Source organism: Siccirubricoccus deserti, from assembly GCF_014283215.1.
Classification (GTDB): domain Bacteria; phylum Pseudomonadota; class Alphaproteobacteria; order Acetobacterales; family Acetobacteraceae; genus Siccirubricoccus; species Siccirubricoccus deserti.
Window position 1 is genome coordinate 1 of the sequence record NZ_JACOMF010000196.1, and the last position, 1,781, is coordinate 1,781.

The window sequence follows — 1,781 nt, forward strand, 5'->3', positions numbered from 1 at the left end:
GAGGGTGAACTCGCGCCCTTCCTCCCTGGCGCGGGCAATGCAAACGATGCGGACATGCCAGTCGCGCCACGCGCGGAGCTCTCCGGCCCACCAGTACGGCTGCGACCCGAGGCCGCGCAGGCAGTAGCAATGGCGCTGCATGAGTTGGCCACGAACGCGACGAAGCACGGCGCCATATCGGTTCCAGGTGGAGTGGTGGGGCTGAGCTGGGAAGCCGACCGAGAGACCGGGTGGCTGCGGCTGCGCTGGGAGGAGATCGGTGGTCCCGTGGTGCCCGGCCCCCCATTGGTGCGGGGCTTCGGCAGCCGCGTGCTTGAGGGGACAATCCGGGATCAGCTCGGGGGGCGGGTCGAGCGGCGGTGGGAACCCGGCGGCCTCATCTGCGAGCTCGATCTGCCGCTCACACGCGTTGTGCAAGGGGAGTAGCCCGGCCAAGGGTAACGCAGCCTGAGGCACAAGGGCATGGTATGCCGCGCTTCTGAGTGCCCTTATTGATCCGGCCTGGGTTCTCTTGAGGGCAGGTAGGATCTGCCTGGATCGGCAGGATGAAGCATGTGGACATGCGTCGGCTGCGGGAAACGCCCGGACGGAGCGTTCATCCTGCTGCGGCAGACCATCGCCAAGCGAATGCGGGCCAAGCTCCTGGAGATTAAGGAGACGCTCTATCGCATGTGCCACCTGCCAGTGCCCGAGCAGGGGCGCTGGCTGGGGCAGGTGCTGCGTGGCTACTTCGCGTATCACGCGGTGCCCACCAACTCGCGGCGGACGACGGCTTTCGCATTCCATGTCGTCCGGCACTGGCGTCGAGCGCTCATGCGCCGCAGCCAGAAAGCCCACGTCCCATGGCGGCGGATGAAGCCAATCGCCGCGCGCTGGATACCATCCGCCAGAATCCGACATCCTTGGTCGCAACAGCGCTTCCTTGTCAAACACTCGAGGTGGGAGCCGAGTGCGTTAGCAGCGCACGCTCGGATCTGTCCGGGGGGGCGCGGGGTAACCCGCGTCCCTACCGGGATGGCTCCTTGATCACCTTGGCGCCGTGGAGCTGACTTCCGCCGGGCAGGTGGCAGCTCTGCCGGCCCGTCTCTGCCAAGCACGGCGCCTCGTGGCCGATCATCGCACAAGCGCCACTATAGACGGCTGGCGAATGTCCCGGCCAGGACGGCTTGCAGTTCGTCAATTCGGAATGGCTTCCGCATCATGAGTGTATCCGGCCCGACAATGCGCTCGATGGCAGCAGTGTCGGCATACCCGCTGACGAATACGATCGGCAGATCGGGCCGCAGCTTGCGTGCAGCTCCCGCCACCTCTGCCCCGTTCATCCCTGGCATGGCAAAGTCCACGATCATCAACTCGGGCGCGGCCTCCTCCAGGACGGCAAGGCCCGACGGTCCATCGGCCGCCTCGAGGACGCGGTAGCCGAGCGCATCAAGCGAGGCGACCAGCACCCGCCGGACGTCCGGGTCGTCGTCTATCACGAGGATCGTGGCCGAAGCATCGGCAGCGATCTGCCTGTCCACAGGCTGGGCATTCTCTTCCCCGAAAGAGGCCTCAGTTGTCGGTAGATAGATGCGCACCGTGGTGCCCTCGCCCGGCCGGCTCTCGATCCGTACCGCCCCGCCTGCCTGACGCGCGATGCCATAGACCTGACTACCACTACTTCGGCAGATTTCTGTTGGCCTGAGATCCCGGCTGGTAAGCTGATGGACGTTCCGATTGAGGTGCGGCCCGGTGAGGTGGCGCATGATCGAAGCGGCAGCGGAGTGGGAATCGACCTTTGC

General features: G+C 65.9%; 1 protein-coding gene and 1 pseudogene. One reads left to right on the forward strand and one right to left on the reverse strand.

Annotated features, from left to right (window positions below; all coding sequences use genetic code 11):
• A pseudogene (locus H7965_RS30615) lies at nucleotides 1-426 on the forward strand (hypothetical protein); the annotation flags it as partial.
• A gap of 704 nt (nucleotides 427-1,130) precedes the next feature.
• Here H7965_RS30615 and H7965_RS29720 read toward each other — a convergent pair.
• On the reverse strand, nucleotides 1,131-1,781 hold a 651-nt coding region (locus H7965_RS29720; RefSeq protein ID WP_186774072.1), incomplete at its 5' end, for a response regulator.